13 protein-coding genes are annotated in these 14128 nt (G+C 71.4%); 6 read left to right on the plus strand and 7 right to left on the minus strand.

The window, feature by feature from the left end; translation table 11 throughout:
• Positions 1-4: 4 nt before the first annotated feature.
• The 3 genes from R4Z63_RS27890 to R4Z63_RS27900 are packed head-to-tail and all read right to left on the minus strand — an operon-like array spanning position 5 to position 3464.
• A complete protein-coding gene (locus R4Z63_RS27890; protein ID WP_384455301.1) occupies positions 5-883 on the minus strand; it encodes an ABC transporter permease in 879 nt (292 codons plus the stop codon).
• On the minus strand, positions 880-1833 hold the full coding sequence (locus R4Z63_RS27895; RefSeq protein ID WP_384455298.1) for an ABC transporter permease: 954 nt from the start codon (positions 1831-1833) through the stop codon (positions 880-882). Before R4Z63_RS27895 ends, R4Z63_RS27890 begins: the two co-directional genes overlap by 4 nt.
• A complete protein-coding gene (locus R4Z63_RS27900; RefSeq protein WP_384455295.1) occupies positions 1830-3464 on the minus strand; it encodes an ABC transporter substrate-binding protein in 1635 nt (544 codons plus the stop codon). The genes R4Z63_RS27895 and R4Z63_RS27900 overlap by 4 nt, the downstream gene beginning before the upstream one ends.
• Positions 3465-3595: 131 nt before the next feature.
• Here R4Z63_RS27900 and R4Z63_RS27905 point away from each other — a divergent pair, with 131 nt between their 5' ends.
• The gene (locus tag R4Z63_RS27905) at positions 3596-4699 is read left to right on the plus strand and encodes a LacI family DNA-binding transcriptional regulator (RefSeq protein WP_384455292.1); all 1104 of its coding nucleotides are present in this window, start codon (positions 3596-3598) and stop codon (positions 4697-4699) included.
• Here the strand turns inward: R4Z63_RS27905 and R4Z63_RS27910 are convergent.
• Positions 4666-6300 (minus strand): amidohydrolase, encoded by a 1635-nt coding sequence (locus R4Z63_RS27910; RefSeq protein ID WP_384455289.1) that lies wholly within the window; start codon positions 6298-6300, stop codon positions 4666-4668. The genes R4Z63_RS27905 and R4Z63_RS27910 overlap by 34 nt on opposite strands.
• Before the next feature lie 91 nt (positions 6301-6391).
• Between R4Z63_RS27910 and R4Z63_RS27915 the strand changes: the two genes are divergently transcribed.
• On the plus strand, positions 6392-7102 hold the full coding sequence (locus R4Z63_RS27915) for a TetR/AcrR family transcriptional regulator (protein ID WP_384455286.1): 711 nt from the start codon (positions 6392-6394) through the stop codon (positions 7100-7102).
• A gap of 27 nt (positions 7103-7129) precedes the next feature.
• On the opposite strand, the gene R4Z63_RS27920 is transcribed toward R4Z63_RS27915, so the two are convergent.
• Positions 7130-7543, minus strand: coding sequence for a MarR family winged helix-turn-helix transcriptional regulator (locus tag R4Z63_RS27920; protein ID WP_037916200.1), 414 nt, complete (start codon positions 7541-7543; stop codon positions 7130-7132).
• Positions 7544-7766: 223 nt separating this feature from the next.
• On the opposite strand from R4Z63_RS27920, the gene R4Z63_RS27925 reads away from it, so the two are divergent.
• From R4Z63_RS27925 to R4Z63_RS27940, 4 genes are all read left to right on the plus strand, one after another.
• Positions 7767-8678, plus strand: coding sequence for an SDR family oxidoreductase (locus R4Z63_RS27925; protein WP_384455283.1), 912 nt, complete (start codon positions 7767-7769; stop codon positions 8676-8678).
• Position 8679: 1 nt separating this feature from the next.
• A complete protein-coding gene (locus R4Z63_RS27930) occupies positions 8680-9579 on the plus strand; it encodes an amidohydrolase family protein (RefSeq protein WP_037916206.1) in 900 nt (299 codons plus the stop codon).
• 11 nt (positions 9580-9590) lie between these two features.
• Positions 9591-11150 (plus strand): acyl-CoA synthetase, encoded by a 1560-nt coding sequence (locus R4Z63_RS27935; protein WP_491522602.1) that lies wholly within the window; start codon positions 9591-9593, stop codon positions 11148-11150.
• 68 nt (positions 11151-11218) lie between these two features.
• The gene (locus R4Z63_RS27940; RefSeq protein ID WP_384455277.1) at positions 11219-11680 is read left to right on the plus strand and encodes a MaoC family dehydratase; all 462 of its coding nucleotides are present in this window, start codon (positions 11219-11221) and stop codon (positions 11678-11680) included.
• Between the two features lie 150 nt (positions 11681-11830).
• On the opposite strand, the gene R4Z63_RS27945 is transcribed toward R4Z63_RS27940, so the two are convergent.
• Together R4Z63_RS27945 and ligA are read right to left on the minus strand one after the other, a co-directional pair.
• Complete coding sequence (locus R4Z63_RS27945) at positions 11831-12805, minus strand: Gfo/Idh/MocA family oxidoreductase (protein WP_037916210.1); 975 nt, start codon at positions 12803-12805, stop codon at positions 11831-11833.
• 1 nt (position 12806) lies between these two features.
• Complete coding sequence (gene ligA, locus R4Z63_RS27950) at positions 12807-14117, minus strand: protocatechuate 4,5-dioxygenase subunit alpha (protein WP_384455783.1); 1311 nt, start codon at positions 14115-14117, stop codon at positions 12807-12809.
• Positions 14118-14128: the final 11 nt, after the last annotated feature.

Consider the following 14128-nt stretch of genomic DNA (forward strand, 5'->3'; position numbering starts at 1 on the left):
CGGTTCACCTCTTCCGCCTCGCGATGCGGTCGGCGAGGCCCTCGCCGACGATGCCGAACGCCACCACGGCGAGCACGATGCACGCGGAGGGCGCGAGGGCGGGCAGCATCGCCCCCTGCTGGACGGCCGACTGGCCTTCGTTGATCATGGCGCCCCAGTCGGCGGTCGGCGGCTGCACGCCGAAGCCGAGGTAGGAGAGCGCCGCCAGGTCCATCAGCGCGTACCCGAAGTTCATCGCCGACTGGGCGAAGACGGTGGGGGCGATGTTGGGCAGGAGGTGGCGCAGGCACACGTTCCAGCCGGACCAGCCCTGCACCAGGTAGCACTCGATGTAGGGGCGGGTCTTCTCCTGGCGCGCGATGCCGCGGACCAAACGGCCCACGTACGGGGTGTACGCCACCGCCATCGCGATGACGGGCGCGGTCATCCCCGAGCCGACGACGGAGACGAGCAGGATCGCGAGCAGGAGTCCGGGGATCGCGAAGGCCATGTCCATCGAGCGGGACAGGACCGAGTCCACCCAGCCGCCGCGCCAGGCGGCCAGCACGCCGAGCAGGGTGCCGGCCAGGGTGGAGACCCCGACGACGAGCAGCGGGCCGAGCAGCCCGGTGAGGGCCCCGTGCATCAGCCTCGACAGGATGTCCCGCCCGGACTGGTCGGTGCCGAGCAGGTGTTCGCCGGTGGTTCCGGCAAGGCTCGCCGAGAGGTCGAGGGCCTCGGGGTCGTACGGCGCCAGGACGGGGGCGAGCACGGCGATCAGCACGAGAGCGGCGAGCACCGCGACCGAAGCGGTGAACAAGGGCCCCTGGGCGACGAGGCGCAGGGGGCGCAACCCCGGCCTGCGGCGCAGGACGTCGGGTTCCGCAGGTGCGGTCGTGGTCATGAGGAGCCTTCCCCGTGGAGCGACAGCCGGGGGTCGATCAGGGGTGCGAGCAGGTCGACCGCGAGGTTGACGAGGACGAAGGCGCCCACGCTGAGGAGGGTGATCGCCTGCACGACGGCGAAGTCCTTCGCGGTGACCGACTGTACGAGCAGGGAACCGAGGCCGGGCACGTCGAAGGCGGTCTCGACGATCGAGGTGCTGATGAGGAGTCCGGCGAGCATCGTGCCACCGACGGTGACGACCGGGCCGAGCGCGTTGCGCAGGACGTGCCGACGGACCACGGTACGCTCCGGGACGCCGCGGGCGCGTGCCACCTCGACGTGTTCCCGGCCGAGTTCGTCCAGCATCGCCGAGCGGGTCACCCGGGCGAGCAGGCCCGCGAAGGTCAGCGCCAGTGCGATGGCCGGCAGGGTCAGGTGGTACAGCCTTTCGGAGAATCCGACGGGTGCGCCACCGGGGCCCGGGAACCAGCCCAGACGGACGGAGAACAGGGACACGAGCGCGATCGCGGTCACGAAGGACGGGGTGGCCGTGGCGAGACCGGTGCCGAGGAGCACCGCGCGGTCCAGCGGCCCGGGACGCAGCGCGGCGAGTACTCCTGCCGCGATGCCGATGAGGGTGACGAGCAGCGCCGCGTATCCGACCAGAAGGGCCGTGCCGGGCAGCCTGGATCCCAGGAGGGTGGAGACGTCCTGGTGGAACTGGGCGGAGCTGCCGAAGTCGCCCTGGAGGACCCCGCCGAGCCACCTGGCGTACTGCACGGTGAGCGGGTCGTCGAGGTGGTACTGGGCGCGCAGGGCCGCCACGGCCTCGGGGGTCGCGGGGCGGCCGTGGAGCAGGAAGGACACCGGGTCGCCGGGGGCCAGGTGGATGCTGCCGAAGACCACGAGGGAGGTCACGAACAGCACGGCCAGCAGCCCGAGGACGCGTCCGACGAGATAGCGCGTCATTTCGCCGCGGCCCCGATCGTCGCGGCCCACGGGTAGTACAGCTGGGCGATCCCGGTCGGGGCGCCGGTGACGCGCTTGCCGAGGAAGAGCACGTAGGGCGCTTCATAGACGGGGATGACCGGCAGCTCGCGCAGCGCGATCTTCTGGAGCTCGGCGGTCAGCTCCGCGCGCCTGCCCGCGTCGGGTTCGGCGTTGGCCCGGTCGAAGGCAGCGTCGAAATCGGCGTTCGACCAGTTGCCGTAGTTCCCGAAGTCCCCGGTGCGCAGGTACTGGTAGAACTCCAGCGGGTCCGGGGTGTTGTCGTACCCGTTGGTGATGACCAGGTCCAGGCCGGCGCGCGCGCCGGGGTCGACGAAGATGCTGCTGTACGCCTCGGGGGGCACCGACTTCAGTTCGACGTCGAGGCCGATCTCCCGGCCGGCGGCCTGTACGGCGTTGGCGACGACGCTGATCTCGGGGGCGAGCGTGCTGGTGACCAGGGTGATCTTGCGGTCGGTGGCAGCCGACTCCCGGACGAGCTTCTTCGCGGCGTCGATGTCGTAACCGGGTTCGGGCAGGGTGTCGTAGAGCGCGGTTGTCTTCTCCGGGGCCAGCGCCCACGCGCCGCGCGCGGCGGGGGCCTTGGCGGGGACGCCGATGCCGCCGGTCGCGGCCTTGATGATGTTCTTCCGGTCGAGTGCGAGGGAGAGGGCCTGGCGCACCTTCACGTCGCCGAGCGGACCGCCGAAGTCGAGCACGGCGAGGTTCGCCGCGGCGGTGTTGGGGCCGAAGAGGACGCTGCCCCTGCCACTGGAGCGCAGTTGCCCGATCGTCGCGGGGGCCACCATGTAGCCGCCGTCGGCGGTGCCGGACAGGAAGGAGTTGGTGCGGGCCGCCGGGTCCTCGACGAAGGTGAACTTCACGGTGCCGGTCCTGGGGGCGAGCCGGGGGTCCCAGTAGGTGTCGTGCTTCTTCAGGGTGATCTCGGTGCCCTGGGTCCAGGTGTCGAGGGCGTACGGCCCGGTGCAGTTGACCTTGCCCGCGGGGGTTCCGTAGTCCTTGCCGGCCCTGGCGAGGGTCGCGGCGCTCTCGATGGTGCCGGGGGAGGCGGCCATCAGCTCGTGGAGCAGGACGTCGGGCTTGGTGAGTCGGAGCGTCACCTCCAGCGGTCCGGTCTTCTCGACGGCGTCGACGTTCTTGAACGTCGACGCCCAGGGAGAGCCGGTCCGGGGGTCCATCTGGCGCTGGAGGGAGGCGACCACGTCGTCGGCCGTCATGGTCGTGCCGTCGTGGAACGTCACCCCGGGGCGCAGGGTGTAGACCAGCGTGAGGGGGTCGGGGCGGTCGTACCTCACCGCGAGGCCCGGTTCGATCCTCATGTCGGGCGTGACCCGCATGAGCTGCTCGCACACGTTGGCGAGCACGGTGTTCGGCGGGTAGTCGTACGCCAGGGCGTAGTCGAGCGTGTAGGGCTCGGCGTACAGGGACCAGGTGAAGGAGTCCAGCGGGCCCTGCGCGGGCGGCGAGAGGGGGGTGACCTCGTGGTCGGTGCCGCCGGCGGTCCTGGGTGTGGTGGCGCCTGAGCAGGCGCCGGTGGTGGCCGCGAGGGCGGCGGCGCAGAGGAGAAACGCCATGGTTCGGGGCATGCGCATGCAGACCCACCCCTTTACGGGTGTAGTGACGGGCGCTGTGGGATGGAGCGAGTATTGATGCGGGAACGTTCCCGCACAAGGCTGTGCGGGAACGGTTTTGCAAAGGTCACGAGGGTGGCAGCATCAGTCGTATGACCGAAGCCTCACCGCAGGGCGGGCCGCCCTCGCCGCCCCTCCCACGCGTCCGCCTCGTCGACGTGGCCCGCGAGGCGGGCCTGTCCAAGACGACCGTCTCGGCGGCACTGAACGGCACCGGAAGGCTGTCTCCCGAAGTCCGGGAGAGAGCCCGCGAGACCGCGCGCAGGATGGGCTACCGGCCCAACGCCACCGCACGCCGGCTGCGTGCGGGGCGAGCCAGATTGATCGGATACGTGGTCGGGGAGTTCGCCGACGCCCCCTGGACCTTCCCGGAGTCGCCGTACCTCGCCCGGCTGACCGCGGCCACCGCGGCGACGTCGCTACGACGCGGCTACGCCATGGTGCTGCTGCCCGCCGGGTCCCTGCAGAGCGAGTGGGCCGATCTGTCGCTCGACGCCGTGGTCGTCGCCGACCCGGTCGCCGACGACCCGATCGTCGAGGACCTCCTCGCCGCCCGCATCCCCGTGTTCAGCGACCGCTCCGTCGAGGGACGGCCCGGGGCGTACTGGGTGGACGTGGATGCGGGCGCCGCCGTGCGCGGGGCCCTCGACCACCTCCGGGACCAGGGAGCCCGACGGCCCGTCCTGGTGGTGCCGGACAGCACCACCCGGTTCCACAGCGAGGTGTACGCCGCGCACCGGACCTGGTGCGCCGCCCGAGACCTGCCGGAACGGGTGGTACGCGTCGACGGGTCGGGCAACGGTCCCGTCGTCCGCGCTGTCGAGAGGGCCCTTGCGGCCGATCCGGCAGACGATCCGGCGGCCGACCAGGCGCGACCCGATGCCCTCCTGGTCGTGGCCGAGGCGAGTCCGCCGCTCGTCCTGGACGCGGCCCGCCGCCTCGGCTACGAGGTCCCCGGCGACCTGCTCCTCGTCTGCGTGAGCGAGGACGTCACCGCCGAGCACGCCGACCCGCCCGTGACCACTTTGAGCCTGCGGCCCGAGGCGATCGCGGAGGCGGGTATCGGCATGCTCGTGGCGGTCCTGGAAGACGGAGACCAAGGGGCGGCGGGGGTGCTCGTCCCGACCCGCCTCGACGTCCGGGCGTCATCGGTACGGTCCGCTCAGCCCGAGTACACGAGTCGGCCGCCGACATAGGTCCGCTCCACCCGGGCCTGCGCGATCTCCTGCGCGGGCGCCGTGAGGATGTCGCGGTCCAGGACGACCAGGTCCGCGAGGTTGCCGACCCGCAGGCTGCCGGCGTCGTCGTGACCGTTCACATGGGCCGCCCCGGCCGTATAGGCGGCCAGAGCGGTCGGCAGGTCGAGCCGCTGCTCGGGGTAGAAGACCCGGTCGTGGTCGGCCTCGGCGTCCCGGCGGTTCACGGCCACGTGAAGACCCGCCAGCGGATCAGGGCTGCTCACAGGCCAGTCGCTGCCCGCGACGAGGGTCGCGCCCGCGCGCACCAGGTCGCCGAACGGGTACTGCCAGGCCGCACGCTCCGGCCCCAGGAACGGGATGGTCAGGTCGTCCATCTGGGGCTCGTGGGCCGCCCACAGCGGCTGGATGTTGGCCAGGGCGCCGAGCGAGGCGAAGCGGGAGAGGTCCTCGGGGTGGACGACCTGGAGATGGGCGAGGTGGTGGCGGTTGCCGCGGTGCCCGTTGGCCGCCACCGCAGACTCGATCGCGTCCAGGGCCTCGCGCACGGCCCGGTCGCCGAGGGCGTGGAAGTGCACCTGGAAGCCGAGGGCGTCCAGCTCCGTCACGTATCCGCGCAGCGCTCCGGGCTCGACGAAACTCAGACCGGTGTTGGCGGTCGCGCAGCCGCAGCCGTCCAGGTAGGGGGAGGTCATGGCGGCGGTGAAGTTCTCCGCGACGCCGTCCTGCATGATCTTCACCGAGGTGGCGCGGAACCGTCCAGCCCTCAGCTTCTTGCGGCGGGCCACCAGTTCGGGAATCTGCTCGGCGCCGCGTGCCCGGTCCCACCACAGTGCCCCGGTCACGCGGGCGGTGAGCGAGCCGTCCCCCGCGGCGGCCATGTACGCGTCCGAGGGGTCGGGCCGGCCGTTGAGCTCACCGAGCATGGCGTCCTGCCAGCCCGTGATGCCGAGGGAGTGGAGCAGTTCCTGGGCCCGGAGCAGCCCGGCGAGGAGTTCCGCCGGCGTACTCGTCGGCAGCAGCCGGCCCACCAGCGAGGTCGCACCCTCCTGGAGCATGCCGCTGGGAGTGCCGTCCGGCTCGCGCTCGATCCGGCCGTCGGCGGGATCGGGAGTGGATGCCGTGACTCCGGCGAGTTCGAGTGCCCGGGTGTTGGCCCAGGCGCCGTGGTGGTCCCGGTTGGACAGCAGGACCGGGCGATCCGGGACGACGGCGTCGAGCAGGTGCCGGGTCGGCAGCCCGCCCTCGAAGCTCTCCATCGACCAGCCGCCGCCGGTGATCCACTCGCGGTCGGGGTGTGCGTCCGCGTACGCGCGGATCAGAGCCAGGTAGTCGTTCACGCCGACGGTCCCGGTCAGATCGCACTCGGCCAGTTCCACCCCGGCGAAAGCCGGGTGCATGTGGGCGTCCTGAAAGCCGGGGAGCAGCAGCTTCCCCGTCAGGTCGACCACCTCGGTGTCGGGGCCCACGAGTTCCCGTACCTCGTCGTGGCCGACGGCCGTGATCCTGTCGCCGGTGACGGCGAGCGAGGTGGCCCGGGTGCGGGCCGGGTCCACCGTGAAGACGGGGCCGCGGGTGAAGACCAGATCGGCCTTGGCCATTCGAAAGCTCCAGAGCGTGAGGCGACGGGGTGGCGCCATGGAACCGGCAAGGCGGTTTACACGTCAATGGTGTTGTCGTAAGGTCCCGGCCATGTCCGAACGTGTCATCCCCGAAGGCGGACGCCGGCGCCGCCGCCCCACCAAGCAGGGTGCCGTCCTCTCGGAGCAGCTCATCGTCGAGACAGCGCTGAGGCTGGTCGCGCAGCACGGCGCCGAAGCACTCTCGGTGCGCAGGCTGGGCGCCGCGCTCGGCGCCGACCCGAGCGCGCTCTACCGCTACTTCCACAACACCGACGCCCTCCTCCTCGCCCTCGCGGACGAACTCATCGGCAGGGCGCAGGAGGGCTGGCGGGCGACCGGAGACTGGCGCGAGGACCTGCGCTCGATGGGCCTGCGGATCCATGCCTGCTACCTCTCCCACCCGCAGGCCGCCGTCCTCGGGGCGTACCGCACCACGGGACGCCCCCACGAGACCCGGGCCGTCGAGCGCATCCTCGGCATCCTGCGCTCGGCCGGCTTCCCGTATCCCCTCGCCGTCCGCGCCTACCACGCGTTCGTCGACCAGGCCCTGGCGTTCGCGGCCCAGGACGCCGCCGCGCTCGCTCTGCCGAAGGCCGCCCGGGAGGCGGACGAGGCGGTCTGGAACTCGGTCTACGGGAGGCTGTCGGCCGACACCCACCCGCACGTCGCCGCAGCCTTCCCGCTGCTCGCCGCCGACATGCGTGACAGCGGTTATCCCTTCGCCCTGGAGCTGATGCTCAGCGCGATGGAGGCGCTCCGTCCGGCGGCGACCGAGGGCTGAGGCGCGCCCGCCCCGTGGGTGCGCCGGTCAGGACAGGGCCCGCCAGGCCTCGTTCAGTGCGGCGCGGAACGCGGCGGTCTGCTCGGGGCTCAGGCCGGCGGTCATACGGGCCTCGATGCGGCGTGCCGGCTCGGCATACTCGGCGAGCAGCCGCCGCCCGGGATCGGCGAGCAGGATCAGACGTTCGCGGCGGTTGGCCGGATTGGGCTCACGGCGGATCAGGCCCCGGCTCTCCAGGGCCCGGACCATGTCGGCCATCGACTGGGCGGTGACGAAGGAGTCGCGGGCCAGTTGCGCCGCGGAGATTCCGTCGTGCCGCTCCAGCACTGTCAGGGCGGTGTACTGCAGCGCCGTGACCCCGGCGGGCTTGAGCAGCTCCTCCAGCCTGGCCCTTACCACCAGTTCCGTTCTCTTGACCAAGTAGAGCAGTGACGTGCTCACGTTCGTCCTCCCGTCGTGGCGGCTCGTGCGGGGCCGCTCGTGCCGCGGCCGGTGCCGTGTCGCCGCGACGGCGGCGCATCCGCACCCTAGGCATCCGCACCCTAGGTCATTGACAGGAATCCTGCTGATTACCCAGACTGCGTTCATCAGGATTCCTGTCGATCCCGGCTTGTGTCGGCGCTCTCGGCATGTCGTATCCCACCACTCTCGAGAGGCACCTCTCATGGATCTTCAGGGCAAGGTCGCCGTCGTCACCGGCAGCGGACGCGGCCTCGGGCTGGCGTACGCGCAGGCCCTCGCCGCCGCGGGCGCCGCCGTCGTCGTCAACGACATCGACCGGGGCACGGTGGACGCCGCCGTCGCCTCGATCACCTCCCGGGGCGGCAGGGCGGCCGGCGTCGTAGCGGCCGTGGGCGACAGCGAGGCGGCCCAGCGCCTCGTGGACACGGCGGTCGGGGAGTTCGGGCGCCTGGACATACTCGTCGCCAACGCCGGCATCCTGCGCGACCGCGTGCTGTGGAAGATGACCGACGAGGACTTCGACGACGTCGTCCGCGTCCACCTGCGCGGCACGTTCACCTGCGCCCGCGCCGCCGCCGTCCGCATGCGCGAGCAGGGCACCGGCGGCCGACTCGTCCTGATCTCCTCGCCCGCCGGCCAGCGCGGCAACTTCGGCCAGACCAACTACGCCGCCGCCAAGGCCGGCATCGTCGCCATGGCCCGCACCTGGGCCATGGAACTGGGCCGCTCCGGTGTCACCGTCAACGCCGTCGTTCCGGTCGCCGCCACCGAGATGACCCGGACCATCCCGGCGTTCGCCCCCGTCATCGAGGAGTCCGAGCGCACCGGCGAGCCCCTGCCCGACTGGCTGCGCAAGGATGAGGGCCTCGGCACCGTGGAGGACGTCGCAGGCCTGATCACCTTCCTGGCCTCGGACGCCTCCGACGCGGTGACCGGGCAGGCCATCGGCATCGGCGGCGACCGGCTGGCCCTGTGGGCGCATCCAAAGGAGAAGGCGGTCGCCCTCGCCGACGGAGGCTGGAGCGGCGACGCCATCGCCGCGGCGTGGCCGGACGGAGTCGGCGCCGAGCCCGAGACCTACGGAATCCCCGCGCCCCAGGCCCCGGTGGCGTGAGATGGCCGACCGCAGCCACGACCTCGCACTCGACCTCGACGCGCTGACCGCCATCGACGTGCACACCCACGCGGAGGTCTCCAAGGACGGCCACGGGGCCCTCAGCCCCGAGCTGTTCGGCGCGTCCGAGGCCTACTTCAAGGCCCACGGCCACCGGCAGCCCACCATCGAGGAGATGGCAGCGCACTACCGGGAACGCCGGATGGCAGCCGTCGTCTTCACGGTCGACGCCGAGCACGCCACCGGCCACCCGCGGATCTCCAATGAGGAGATCGCCGAGAGCTGCGCCGCCCATGCCGACGTCCTGATCCCGTTCGCCAGCGTCGACCCGCACAAGGGCCGCGCGGGGGTTCGTGAGGCCCGACGCCTGGTGGAGGCGTACGGGGTGCGCGGTTTCAAGTTCCACCCCAGCATCCAGGCCTTCTCCCCGGACGACCGCCTCGCCTATCCGCTGTACGAGGCCATCGAGGAACTCGGCGTACCGGCTCTCTTCCACACCGGCCAGACCGGGATCGGCGCCGGCGTCCCCGGCGGTGGCGGCATCCGGCTGAAGTACTCCAACCCGATGGCCGTCGACGACGTCGCCGTCGACTTTCCCGAGCTGAGGATCGTCCTCGCCCACCCCTCCTTCCCCTGGCAGGACGAGGCGCTCGCGGTCGCCACCCACAAGCCGCACGTCTACATCGACCTGTCCGGCTGGTCGCCCACGTACTTCCCGCCGCAGCTGGTGCGCTACGCCAACACCCTGCTGCAGGACAAGGTCCTCTTCGGCTCCGACTTTCCGGTCATCACCCCCGACCGGTGGCTCGCGGACTTCGCCGGCCTCGACATCAAGCCCGAAGTCCGCCCGAAGATCCTCAAGGAGAACGCCGCCCGCCTGCTCGGCCTGTCCACTCACTGAAGGGAACGCTCGTGCTGAACCAAGGCATCGGCTCCTGGCCGGCGCGCCGGGCCCGCAAGACACCCGACCGGGCCGCCGTCGTCCACGGGGACCACACCCTGACCTACCGGGACCTCCACCGGCGCGTCCTGCGGCTCGCCCACGGCCTGCGCGCCCTCGGCGTCGGCAGCGGCGACCGGATCGCCTACCTCGGTCCCAACCATCCGGCCTTCCTGGAGACGCTGTTCGCCGCCGGAACGCTCGGCGCGGTCTTCGTCCCCCTCAACACCCGCCTGGCCGCCGCGGAGCTCGCCCACAACCTCTCCGACTCGGGCAGCACCGTCCTTGTCCACGCCCCTGAGCAGGCCGCGGCCGCGCACGCGCCGTCGGGGCGGGGGGTGCACCACCGCATCGCGCTCGACGGAGCCGACGAGTCCGGCGACGGCGCCCTCGGGTACGAGGAGTTGCCGGCGGGCGCTCCCGACGAGTCCCTGGACGTGGCCGTACGCCCCGAGGACCCGTGCATGATCATGTACACCTCCGGGACCACGGGCCGACCCAAGGGGGCCGTCCTCTCCCACGGCAACATCATCTGGAACAGCGTCAACGTCCTCGTCGACACCGACCTCACCGCCGACGAGGTGACCTTGGTGGTGGCCCCGCTGTTCCACGCCGGAGCCCTCAACATGACCTGCCTGCCCACCCTCCTCAAGGGCGGCCGGGTGGTGCTGCTTCCGGTCTTCGACGCCGATCTGGTCCTCGACACCGTCGAACGCCGACGCGTCACGTACCTGTTCGGCGTCCCCACGATGTACGACGCCATGGCCGCCCGGCCGCGCTGGGCGAACACTGACCTCTCCAGCCTGCGCACCCTCAACTGCGGCGGTGCACCGGTCCCGGCCCGCACCATCGCCGCGTACATCGAGCGCGGCCTCGCCTTCAGCCAGGGCTACGGCATGACCGAGGCGTCCCCCGGCGTCCTCTTCCTCGACCGGGAGCACACGGCGGCCAAGGCCGGCTCCGCCGGCGTCCCACACTTCTTCACCGACACCCGCATCGTCAGGCCCGACGGGAGCGACACCGCGCCCGGCGAACGCGGCGAGATCCTCGTCCAGGGCCCCCACGTCATGACCGGTTACTGGAACCGGCCCGAGGACACCGCGGCAGCCTTCACCGACGGCGACTGGCTGCGCACCGGCGACATCGCCCGCACCGACGCCGACGGCCACGCCTACCTCGTCGACAGGGTCAAGGACATGTTCGTCTCCGGAGGGGAGAACGTCTACCCCGCCGAGGTGGAGGCCGCGCTCCTCGACCACCCCGCCGTCGCCGAATGCGCGGTCATCGGTGTCCCCGACCCGGTCTGGGGCGAGGTCGGCCGGGCCGTCATCGTCCTCAGGTCCGAATCCGTCCTCGCCGACGTCCGCGAGGAGGACCTCCTCGGCCACCTGCTGGGCAGGCTCGCCAAGTACAAGATCCCGAAGTCGGTCGTCCTCACGGGCAGCCTGCCCCGTACGGCCTCCGGGAAGATCGCCAAAGCCGCAGTCCGAGACGGTTTCACCACCGGTCCCGCCGAACTCCCCACACCCTGAGCGGACTTCGAGCAGGACGATGCCCCAGGGCGCGTTCAGCGCCGCCCGCCCCATCGAAAGGCCTTCGCATGCCCATCACCCTCGCCGACGGACTCGGCGCACTCACCTCCCTCAGCGGAGCCGACCTCGGTCGCACCGAGTGGATCGAGATCACCCAGGACCGGGTGAACACCTTCGCCGACGCCACCGACGACCACCAGTGGATCCACACGGACCCGGAGAAGGCCGCGGACGGGCCCTTCGGCGGCCCCATCGCCCACGGCTACCTCACCCTCTCCCTGATCATCCCGCTCTTCGGCGAGCTGCTCGGCATCACCGGCACCACGATGAGCGTCAACTACGGCCTGGACAAGGTCCGGTTCCCCAGCCCCGTCCGCGTCGGCGCGAAGATCCGCCTCCACGGCCTCGTCGGTACGGTGGAGGAGGTCAGGGGCAACGGCGTGCAGATGCCGGTCACCTTCACCGTCGAGGTCGAGGGCAGTGACCGGCCGGCCTGCGTCGCCGAGGCCGTCTACCGCCACTACGCCTGACCCGCTCCCGGGTCGACCGCGCCACGAGAACGAGCTGACGGTGCCGGCCACCACGCACACGTGGTGGCCGGCACCGTCAGCTCGTTCTCGTGGATGCCGGTCCGATCCTGCGCGGCGACCGGCCCGGTTCTCCCGCCGGCGGCGCCGCGCCTACGGGGCCGACGCGGCGGTGAGCTGCTCCTCCAGGGCCGCCAGCGTCCGGTAGCAGGGCATGACCTGGGCGATGGAGGAGTTCGGTTCGCGGCCACCGCGGATGGCGGCGACGAACTCGCGGTCCTGGAGCTCGATCCCATCCGTCGACACGTCGACGCGGCTGACGTCGATCGGCTCGTCCCGTCCGGTGACGAGGTCGTCGTAGCGAGCCAGGTAGGTCCCGGTGTCGCCGATGTAGCGGAAGGAGGTACCGAGCGGACCGTCGTTGTTGAACGACAGCGAAAGGGTGCAGAGGGCACCGTTCGCCGCGCGCAGCTGGACCGACATGTCCATCGCGATGCCCAGCGCGGGGTGCACGGGACCCTGGAGGGCATGGGCCTGCACGATCGGTGAGCCGGTCTGGTAGGCGAAGAGATCGACGGTGTGCGCGGCGTGGTGCCACAGCAGGTGGTCGGTCCAGGAGCGCGGCTCGCCCAACGCGTTGAGGTTCTCCCGGCGGAAGAAGTACGTTTGCACGTCCATCTGCTGGACCGCGAACTCGCCCGCGTCGATCCGCCGGCGCACCCACTGGTGGCTGGGGTTGAAGCGGCGGGTGTGGCCCACCATCGCGACGAGCCCCGTGCGCCGCTGCGCCGCCAGGCACGCCTCGGCGTCGGCGAGCGAGTCGGCGAGCGGGATCTCGACCTGGACGTGCTTGCCCGCTTCGAGGCAGGCCAGCGTCTGCCCGGCGTGCAGCTGTGTGGGGGTGGCGAGGACGACGGCGTCGATGTCGTCCATCGTCAGCACCTCGTCAAGGGAGGCGGCGGCGCGGCTCACCCCTTGCTCCGCGGCGAACTTCTGCGCCCGTTCCAGGCTGCTGCTCACGACGGCGGTCACCTCGACCCCCTCGATGCGCCGGAGGGCGGCCGCATGCTTGGCACCGAAGGCGCCGCCGCCGGCCAGGGCGATCCTGAGGGTTCGGTCGTCGGTCATGTCAGTTCACTCCTTCCGCGGGCTCCTGGGCCCGGGGGTGGTTGTCGAGGATCAGATGGCCGACGGCCGTGTTGGACGCCGGCACGTGGTAGAAGCGGTGTTTGACGTCGACCCGCCCGGTCCCGTCCACGTCGCTCATCGCCCCGCGGGCGATCAGCCACATGACCAGCTCGATGCCCTCCGAGCCGGCTTCCTCGACGTACTCCAGGTGCGGGACCTGTGCCAGGCCGGCCGGGTCGGCGATCAGCCGGTCGAGGAAGGCGTTGTCCCACTCCCGGTTGATCAGGCCTGCGCGCGGGCCCTGGAGCTGGTGGCTCATGCCGCCGGTGCCCCAGACCTGGACCTTCAGCGGTCGGTCGTACGACTCGATCGCCTTGCGCAGGGCCTGGCCGAGCCGGAAGCACCGGCCGCCCGAGGGCACCGGGTACTGCACCACGTTGACGTGGAACGGGATGACCCTGCACGGCCACTTCTCGACGTCCCCGAACATCAGCGACAGCGGCACCGTCAGGCCGTGGTCGACGCTCAGCTCGTTGGCGAGCGTGAGGTCGAAGTCGTCCCTGACGAGCGAGTGCGCGATGTGTGCGGCCAGGTCGGGGTCGCCCTCGATGCCAGGGACGGGGCGGGGCCCGTACCCCTCGTCGGCGGTGGCGAAGGCCGCGCCGGTGCCGAGTACGAACGTCGGGATCAACGTCAGATCGAACGCGGACGCGTGGTCGTTGTAGACCAGGAAGATCACATCGGGCAGGTTCTCCCGCTCCCACTCCCTGGAGAACGCGTATCCCTCGAAGACCGGCTTCCAGTAAGCCTCTTCGGTCTTGCCGTGGTCCATCGCCGCGCCGATGGCCGGCACGTGGGAGGTGAAGACCGCGCCGGTGACGACGGCGTGCCCGGCGGGGGGCGACTGTGCGGCGTGCGCCGCCTCCAGGACGGCGTGGTCTATGCGGTTTCCCTCGACGGAGCGGCCGCCGCCGACCATCATGCCGCGATACTCCTCCTCGGTCATACCGGTCATCGAACCGGCCATCTGCTGGAACGAAAGCCCCAGCGTGGCGCCCCACTTGGCGAGAAAGTAGATGTTTCCGCCCTCGTTCATGGCGGCGTTGAGGTCGCGGTCGAGCAGCGCCCGCTTCTGTTCCTCCCGCAGCGGCCACGCGTCCAGGTAGGCGCGTTCGTCGGCGAGGTACAGCGCGCGGTTCTCCGCGGTCATCAGGGACATGCAGAACTGGTTGAGGTGGTAGCCCTTGGCGGACTGCTCGGTGTCGAAGATCGTGGTGCCCGGCACCAGCTTGTAGGTCTTGTCCAGTGACATGGCGGCCTCCG

Source organism: Streptomyces sp. PL-29, assembly GCF_058344425.1.